This window comes from Sphaerospermopsis sp. FACHB-1094, assembly GCF_014696195.1.
In the GTDB taxonomy this organism is placed as follows: domain Bacteria; phylum Cyanobacteriota; class Cyanobacteriia; order Cyanobacteriales; family Nostocaceae; genus Sphaerospermopsis; species Sphaerospermopsis kisseleviana.
In genome coordinates this window covers 1-10,019 of sequence record NZ_JACJPT010000151.1, presented here as the reverse complement: position 1 = coordinate 10,019, position 10,019 = coordinate 1, and the positions used below count along the sequence as shown (strand labels likewise).

Here is a 10,019-nt window from a genome sequence, read left to right as displayed (position 1 = left end):
CCCAGTCCCCAGTCCCCAGTCCCCAGTCCCCAGTCCCTCACAAGGGTAGGTATTTTACATTGTCGTGAGGGCAAGACAAGGTGGACAAGGGAGGAAAACCGTACAAAATCAGATGCTCTTGGTAACCAAAAAAGTCCGTCAAAATACTGTTGTGCGTATCAAATCTTTCTTATCCATCCCTTCGACTACGCTCAGGACAAGCCTTCCTTGTCTTCCTGGTCCTGCCTTCACAGTTAATATTAAAAACCTACCCCTGTGAGCCTTAATAAGGGGGGAACTAGAATCAAAGTCCCCCTTTTCAAGGGGGATTTAGGGGGCTTAGGGGGGATCTGCAAGTGTATAAAGTCACCATCTAAAACTTTTCAAACACCCTCTGAGTGACCTTGCCATAAATAACCTTCATCTCAAAATTTACCCTTTGATGGAAATAATCGAGTTTTGAGTGGGAATTTTGTTAAACTTCGGACTTTTATAGATAATATTCTTTCATTATTTATTCTTGATCACAATCTATCTGTAGATAGATGCTAAAGGTTAGTAAGTCAGAATGAGTTGTAACCAAGTCAATATTTTTTGATACAAAGGTCTATACGCAGTTAATTATATACTAAAAACGGATGATTGCTAGACTTTTGCCTGGGCAAAAATCTTTGTATAGCAATACTCTTAGCGATTTAAATAGTAAGGCTGTAACCCGTTTTTAGTATAATCAACTTTCCGCACTTCAAAATGTACTACGTTAATACTTCGATAAATTTTACAAAAAATGTAGATATTAGGACTTACGCATTGACAGGATCAACCAAATATGGGTTATGGGTTTCGGGTACTTTAACATGATTTTTTGATGATTTTTGAGCGATAGCGAAGCGCTTCTGCAAGCAGTTCGCTATTGATCGGAAGTTAATCGACAAAAGCCTGAAACGACGGATTTTCGTTCATGCACATCATGGTGAATTTGTACAGTGCGTAAGTCCTAGATATTATTCAATATTTAAACGTATGAATTACAGCCCTTCAGCGATCGCTATTCAACCACCATTAACCCCAATTTTCGTAATCTTCATGTATTACCAAGTGAAGTGCGAGATGTGGGTTATAATCCGTGGAGATAGCAATTTTACTGTCAACTCAATCACAGGATTATAGTCATGGTAATTATTGATCTCAGTGCTAACCAAACGGTAGTCGAAGGCAACACCAGTCCCCAAAATGTCACTTACACTGTAACTCTTTCCAGCGCCAGCACCGAAACGGTTACTGTTCAATATACCATTTTTGGTGATACGGCTATAGCAGGGTCAGATTATACTACCACTAGCGGAACTTTAACTTTTGATCCTGGTGTTACCAGTCAAGTCATCAATATTCCCATTCTCAATGATGACCTTAACGAAGCAGATGAAACCTTTACTCTCGTCCTGTTTTCTCCCACCAATGCCAACTTGGGTACAACCACAACTGTAACTACAACCATCACCGATACCCTCACGGCTGATGTTACTACCACCCTACCAGCGGGAGTAGAAAACCTCACCCTGACAGGAACAGCAGCGATTAACGGTACTGGTAATGCTGGTAATAACGTCCTCACCGGTAACAGTGCTAATAATAGTCTTACTGGTGGAGCAGGTAACGACACTCTTAATGGTGGTTCTGGGACTGATATCTTAATTGGCGGTTTAGGCAACGATACTTACATTGTAGATACCACCACTGACACCATCACCGAAAATCCAGGAGGTGGTACAGATACCATTCAATCTAGTGTTACCTTTACTATTGCCACTCTCACCAACATTGAAAACCTGACACTAACAGGAACAGCAAATATTGACGGTACTGGTAATACTGGTAATAATACTCTTACTGGTAACACTGGTAATAACACCCTAAATGGTGGTGATGGAAATGACACACTCCAGGGTGGTGATGGGATGGATACCTTAATTGGTGGTTTAGGTGATGACGTTTACGTTGTTGATACCACCACTGACACCATCACCGAAAATCCAGGAGGTGGTACAGATACCATTCAATCTAGTGTTACCTTTACTATTGCCACTCTCACCAACATTGAAAACCTGACACTAACAGGAACAGCAAATATTGACGGTACTGGTAATGCTGGTAATAACGTCCTCACCGGTAACAGTGCTAATAACACCCTAAATGGTGGTGCTGGGATTGATTCCTTAATTGGTGGTTCAGGTGATGACGTTTACATTGTTGATAGTGCCACTGACACCATCACCGAAAATGCCAACGAAGGTACAGATACTATTCAATCCAGTGTCACTTTTAGTATTAGTGCGCTAACCAACATTGAAAACCTCACCCTGACAGGAACAGCAGCGATTAACGGTACTGGTAATGCTGGTAATAACGTCCTCACCGGTAACAGTGCTAATAATAGTCTTACTGGTGGAGCAGGTAACGACACTCTTGATGGTGGTGCTGGGATTGATTCCTTAATTGGTGGTTCAGGTGATGACGTTTACATTGTTGATAGTGCCACTGACATCATCACCGAAAATTTAGGGGGTGGTACAGATACTATTCAATCTAGTGTTACTTTTAGTATTGCCACTAGAACCAACATCGAAAATCTGACACTGACAGGAACAGCAGCGATTAACGGTACTGGTAATACTCGTAATAACGTCCTCACTGGTAACACTGGTAATAATACTCTTAATGGTGGTGCTGGGACTGATACCTTAATTGGCGGTTTAGGTGATGACGTTTACATTGTTGATAGTGCCACTGACACCATCACCGAACTTTCTGGAGGTGGTACAGATACCATTCAATCTAGTGTCACCTATAGTCTTGCAGCTCTTGCTAACGTCGAAAACCTAACACTAACAGGAACAGCAGCCAACGGTACTGGTAATGCTGGTAATAACGTCCTCACCGGTAACACTCGTAATAACACCCTAAATGGTGGTAATGGAAATGACACACTCCAGGGTGGTGATGGGATTGATATCTTAATTGGCGGTTTAGGTGATGACGTTTACATTGTAGATACCACCACTGACACCATCACCGAAAATCCAGGAGAAGGTACAGATACCATTCAATCTAGTGTCACCTATAGTCTTGATCTTCCGGCTCTTGCTAACGTCGAAAACCTAACACTAACAGGAATAGAAGCAATTAACGGCACCGGTAACGCCAATAATAACGTCCTCACAGGTAACGCTGCTGATAATACCCTTGACGGTGCATCAGGTAATGACACATTGGATGGGGGTGCAGGTATTGATATCTTAATTGGTGGAGATGGTAATGATACTTACTATGTTGACACTACTGATGACACCATTATCGAAAATGCCAGCGAAGGCACGGATACTGTTTACAGCACCACTGACTATGCTCTGTTGGAAAATTTGGAAAACCTCACTCTGACAGGAACAGCAGCCTACGGTATTGGTAATGATGATAATAACGTCATCACAGGTAACGAACTTGATAATATCCTTGATGGTGGTGCTGGGACTGATACCTTAATTGGTGGCAATGGTAATGATATTTACTACGTTGATGATAGCAGTGATGTCATTACCGAAAATGCCAACGAAGGCACGGATACGGTTTACAGCACCACTAACTATACGCTGTCTGCAAATATCGAAAACCTCACCCTGACAGAAACAGCAGCAGTCAACGGTACTGGTAATGCTGGTAATAATACTCTTACTGGTAACACTGGTAATAACACCCTAGATGGTGGTGCTGGGACTGATACCTTAATTGGTGGTGATGGTAATGATACTTACCACGTTGATGATAGCAGTGATGTCATTACGGAATATTTTGGAGAAGGCACGGATACGGTTTACAGCACCACTAACTATACGCTGTCTGCAAATATCGAAAACCTCACCCTGACAGGAACAGCAGCCAACGGTACTGGTAATGCTGGCAACAATACTCTTACTGGTAACACTGGTAATGACACCCTAGATGGTGGTGCTGGGACTGATACCTTAATTGGCGGTTTAGGTGATGACGTTTACATTGTAGATATCACCACTGACACCATTACCGAAAATGCCAACGAAGGTACAGATACCATTCAATCTAGTGTTACTTATAGTCTTGCGGCTCTTGCTCACGTCGAAAACCTAACACTAACAGGAACAGCAGCAGCCAACGGTACTGGTAATACTAATCATAATACCCTCACTGGTAACGATGCTAATAACACCCTAAATGGTGGTGCTGGGACTGATACCTTAATTGGCGGTTTAGGTGATGACGTTTACATTGTAGATACCACCACTGACACCATTACCGAAAATGACAACGAAGGTACGGATACCATTCAATCTAGTATCGACTTTAATATTGCCACTGTCGCCTACATTGAAAACCTGACACTAACAGGAACAGCAGTCAACGGTACTGGTAATTCTGGTAATAATACCCTCACTGGTAACGATGCTAATAACACCCTAAATGGTGGTGATGGAAATGACACTCTAGATGGCGGTGCTGGGACTGATATCTTAATTGGCGGTTCAGGCAACGATACTTACATTGTTAATACCACCACTGACACCATCACCGAAAATGCCAACGAAGGTACAGATACCATTCAATCTAGTGTTACCTATAGTCTTGCGGCTCTTGCTAACATTGAAAACCTGACCCTAACAGGAACAGCAGTCAACGGTACTGGTAATACTGGTGATAATACCATTACTGGTAACACTGGTAATAACACCCTAAATGGTGATGCTGGAAATGACACCCTAAATGGTGATGCTGGAAATGACACCCTAAATGGTGGTGCTGGGACTGATTCCTTAACTGGCGGTTCAGGCAACGATACTTACATTGTAGATACCACCACTGACATAGTTACCGAAAATGCCAACGAAGGTACAGATACCATTCAATCTAGTATCGACTTTACTATTGCCACTCTCACCAACATTGAAAACCTGACCCTAACAGGAACAGCAGTCAACGGTACTGGTAATACTGGTAATAATACTCTTACTGGTAACGATGCTAATAACACCCTAAATGGTGGTGCTGGAAATGACAGCCTAAATGGTGGTGCTGGGACTGATACCTTAATTGGCGGTTTAGGCAACGATACCTACACTGTTGATACCACCACTGACACCATCACCGAAAATGCCAACGAAGGTACAGATACCATTCAATCTAGTATCGACTTTACTATTGCCAATCTCACCGACATTGAAAACCTGACCCTAACAGGAACAGCAGCGATTAACGGTACTGGTAATACTGGTAATAACACCCTCACTGGTAACACTGGTAATAACAGCCTAGATGGTGGTGCTGGAAATGACACACTTCAGGGTGGTGCTGGAAATGACACACTTCAGGGTGGTGCTGGAAATGACAGCCTAAATGGTGGTGCTGGGACTGATTCCTTAATTGGCGGTTTAGGCGACGATACCTACACTGTTGATACCACCACTGACACCATCACCGAAAATGCCAACGAAGGTACAGATACCATTCAATCTAGTATCGACTTTACTATTGCCAATCTCACCGACATTGAAAACCTGACCCTAACAGGAACAGCAGTCAACGGTACTGGTAATGCTAGTAATAACGTCCTCACTGGTAACACTAGTAATAACACCCTAAATGGTGGTGATGGAAATGACACCCTAGATGGTGGTGCTGGGACTGATACCTTAATTGGTGGTGATGGTAATGATACCTACACTGTTGATAACATCAATGACACCGTCACCGAAGATGCCAACCAAGGTACAGATACCATTCAATCTAGTATTACCTTTAGTATTGCCAATCTCACCAACATTGAAAACCTAACACTAACAGGAACAGCAGCGATTAACGGTACTGGTAATACTGGTGATAATACCATTACTGGTAACACTGGTAATAACACCCTAAATGGTGGTGATGGAAATGACACCCTAAATGGTGGTGCTGGAAATGACACCCTAGATGGTGGTGCTGGGACTGATTCCTTAACTGGCGGTTCAGGCAACGATACTTACATTGTTGATACCACCACTGACATAGTTACCGAAAATGCCAACGAAGGTACAGATACCATTCAATCTAGTGTCACCTATAGTCTTACGGCTCTCACCAACATTGAAAACCTGACCCTAACAGGAACAGCAGTCAACGGTACTGGTAATGCTAGTAATAACGTCCTCACTGGTAACGATGCTAATAACACCCTAAATGGTGGTGATGGAAATGACACCCTAGATGGTGGTGCTGGGACTGATTCCTTAACTGGCGGTTCAGGCAACGATACTTACATTGTAGATACCACCACTGACACCATCACCGAACTTTCTGGAGGTGGTACAGATACCATTCAATCTAGTGTTACCTTTACTATTGCCACTCTCACCGACATTGAACACCTGACACTAACAGGAACAGCAAATATTGACGGTACTGGTAATACTGGTAATAACACCCTCACTGGTAACACTGGTAGTAACACCCTAAATGGTGGTGCTGGAAATGACACCCTAAATGGTGGTGCTGGGACTGATATCTTAACTGGCGGTTTAGGTGATGACGTTTACGTTGTTGATACCACCACTGACACCATCACCGAAAATGCCAACGAAGGTACAGATACCATTCAATCTAGTGTTACCTTTACTATTGCCACTCTCACCAACATTGAAAACCTGACACTAACAGGAACAGCAAATATTGACGGTACTGGTAATTCTGGTAATAATACCCTCACTGGTAACACTGGTAATAACACCCTAAATGGTGGTGCTGGAAATGACAGCCTAAATGGTGGTGCTGGGACTGATATCTTAATTGGCGGTTTAGGCAACGATACCTACACTGTTGATACCACCACTGACACCATCACCGAAAATGCCAACGAAGGTACAGATACCATTCAATCTAGTGTTACCTTTACTATTGCCACTCTCACCAACATTGAAAACCTGACACTAACAGGAACAGCAGCCAACGGTACTGGTAATACTGGTAATAATACTCTTACTGGTAACACTAGTAATAACACCCTAGATGGTGGTGCTGGGATTGATACCTTAATTGGCGGTTTAGGCAACGATACCTACATTGTTGATACCACCACTGACACCATCACCGAACTTTCTGGAGGTGGTACAGATACCATTCAATCTAGTGTTACCTATAGTCTTGCGGCTCTTGCTAACGTCGAAAACCTAACACTAACAGGAACAGCAGCAGCCAACGGTACTGGTAATGCTGGTAATAATACTCTTACTGGTAACGATGCTAATAACACCCTAGATGGTGGTGCTGGGACTGATACCTTAATTGGCGGTTTAGGTGATGACGTTTACATTGTTGATACCACCACTGACACCATCACCGAACTTTCTGGAGAAGGTACAGATACCATTCAATCTAGTGTCACCTTTACTATTGCCACTCTCACCAACATTGAAAACCTGACCCTAACAGGAACAGCGGCCAACGGTACTGGTAATACTGGTGATAATACTCTTACTGGTAACACTAGTAATAACACTCTAAATGGTGGTGCTGGAAATGACACACTCCAGGGTGGTGATGGGATGGATACCTTAATTGGCGGTTTAGGCAACGATACTTACATTGTTGATACCACCACTGACACCATCACCGAACTTTCTGGAGAAGGTACAGATACCATTCAATCTAGTGTCACCTTTACTATTGACACTCTCACCAACATTGAAAACCTGACACTAACAGGAACAGCAGCCAACGGTACTGGTAATGCTAGTAATAACGTCCTCACTGGTAACACTAGTAATAACACCCTAAATGGTGGCAATGGAAATGACAGCCTAGATGGTGGTGCTGGGACTGATATCTTAATTGGCGGTTTAGGTGATGACGTTTACATTGTAGATACCACCACTGACACCATCACCGAAAATGCCAACGAAGGTACAGATACCATTCAATCTAGTGTCACCTTTACTATTGCCACTCTCACCAACATTGAAAACCTGACCCTAACAGGAACAGCAGCGATTGACGGTATTGGTGATACTGGGAATAATACTCTTACTGGTAACACTAGTGATAACATCCTAGATGGTGATGCTGGAAATGACACACTTCAGGGTGGTGATGGGATTGATACCTTAATTGGCGGTTTAGGCAACGATACTTACATTGTTGATACCACCACTGACACCATCACCGAACTTTCTGGAGGTGGTACAGATACCATTCAATCTAGTGTTACCTATAGTCTTGCGGCTCTTGCTAACGTCGAAGACCTGACCCTGACAGGAACAGCAAATATTGACGGTACTGGTAATACTGGTGATAATACCATTACTGGTAACACTGGTAATAACACCCTAAATGGTGGTGATGGGATGGATATCTTAATTGGCGGTTTAGGCAGCGATATCTACATTGTAGATACCACCACTGACACCATCATCGAAAATGCCAACGAAGGTGCAGCAGATACCATTCGATCTAGTGTCACCTTTAGTATTGCCACTCTCACCAACATTGAACACCTGACACTAACAGGAACAGCAAATATTGACGGTACTGGTAATGCTGGTAATAACTTCCTAAATGGTAACACTAATAATAACACCCTAAATGGTGGTAATGGAAATGACATCCTAAATGGTGGTGCTGGGACTGATACCTTAATTGGCGGTTCAGGTGATGACCTTTACTTTGTTGATTCCACCACTGACACCATCACCGAAAATGCCAACGAAGGTACAGATACCATCAATTCTAGTGTCACCTTTACTATTGCCTCTCTCACCAACATTGAAAACCTGATACTATCAGGAACAGCAAATATTGACGGTACTGGTAATACTGGTAATAACACCCTCACTGGTAACACTGGTAGTAACACCCTAACTGGTGGTGATGGAAATGACACCCTAAATGGTGGTGATGGGACTGATACCTTAATTGGCGGTTCAGGCAACGATACTTACATTGTTGATACCACCACTGACACCATCACCGAAAATCCAGGAGGTGGTACAGATACCATTCAATCTAGTGTTACCTTTACTATTGCCACTCTCACCGACATTGAACACCTGACACTAACAGGAACAGCAAATATTGACGGTACTGGTAATACTGGTAATAACACCCTCACTGGTAACACTGGTAGTAACACCCTAAATGGTGGTGCTGGAAATGACACCCTAAATGGTGGTGCTGGGACTGATATCTTAACTGGCGGTTTAGGTGATGACGTTTACGTTGTTGATACCACCACTGACACCATCACCGAAAATCCAGGAGGTGGTACAGATACCATTCAATCGAGTGTTACCTTTACTATTGCCACTCTCACCGACATTGAACACCTGACACTAACAGGAACAGCAAATATTGACGGTACTGGTAATACTGGTAATAACGTCCTCACTGGTAACACTGGTAATAACACCCTAAATGGTGGTGATGGGACTGATTCCTTAATTGGCGGTTCAGGCAACGATACTTACATTGTTGATACCACCACTGACACCATTACCGAAAATGACAACGAAGGTACGGATACCATTCAATCTAGTATCGACTTTAATATTGCCACTCTCACCTACATTGAAAACCTGACACTAACAGGAACAGCAGTCAACGGTACTGGTAATTCTGGTAATAATACCCTCACTGGTAACACTAATAATAACACCCTAAATGGTGGTGCTGGAAATGACACCCTAAATGGTGGTGATGGGACTGATACCTTAATTGGCGGTTCAGGCAACGATACTTACATTGTTGATACCACCACTGACATCATCACCGAAAATCCAGGAGGTGGTACAGATACCATTCAATCTAGTATCGACTTTAGTATTGCTATTGCCACTCTCACCTACATTGAAAACCTGACACTAACAGGAACAGCAGTCAACGGTACTGGTAATTCTGGTAATAATACCCTCACTGGTAACACTAATAATAACACCCTAAATGGTGGTGCTGGAAATGACACCCTAAATGGTGGTGATGGGACTGAT

2 protein-coding genes are annotated in these 10,019 nt (G+C 42.9%); both read left to right on the top strand.

The features are described 5' to 3' along the window. Positions 1 to 237, top strand: a 237-nt coding sequence (locus H6F47_RS27630) for a hypothetical protein (protein ID WP_206755164.1), incomplete at its 5' end; no start/stop codon positions are given. Positions 238 to 1,151: 914 nt separating this feature from the next. Then, positions 1,152 to 10,019: Calx-beta domain-containing protein (locus H6F47_RS28240; protein WP_190651538.1), on the top strand; the 8,868-nt coding region annotated here is incomplete at its 3' end.